The organism is Staphylococcus gallinarum (genome assembly GCF_000875895.1).
GTDB lineage: Bacteria > Bacillota > Bacilli > Staphylococcales > Staphylococcaceae > Staphylococcus > Staphylococcus gallinarum.
Genome location: NZ_JXCF01000125.1, coordinates 1 through 241 on the forward strand (window position 1 = coordinate 1; position 241 = coordinate 241).

The 241-nt window shown below is 28.2% G+C and carries 1 pseudogene; it reads right to left on the bottom strand.

Features of this window, described 5'->3' with window-relative positions:
• Positions 1-241: pseudogene (locus tag SH09_RS13725) on the bottom strand (replication initiation factor domain-containing protein); the annotation flags it as partial.

Here is a 241-nt window from a genome sequence, read left to right on the forward strand (position 1 = left end):
TTCTGAAATACTTTTTAACATTTCTCTGTATTTATTTTTTGTACGTCTTTCTAATTTACCCCATGTACTTTCTTCATGAATTAGCATATAAATCATTGCTTGGTCTTTTACTTTTTCTAACCTAGACCAATCTGGTTTCAAAATATGTAAATCATTAAAACAATCGTTCCAATAATCAACCATATCTCTTTTTAATTCAATTTCTACACGCCATAAGTGTTCAGACATAACTTCAATGTCT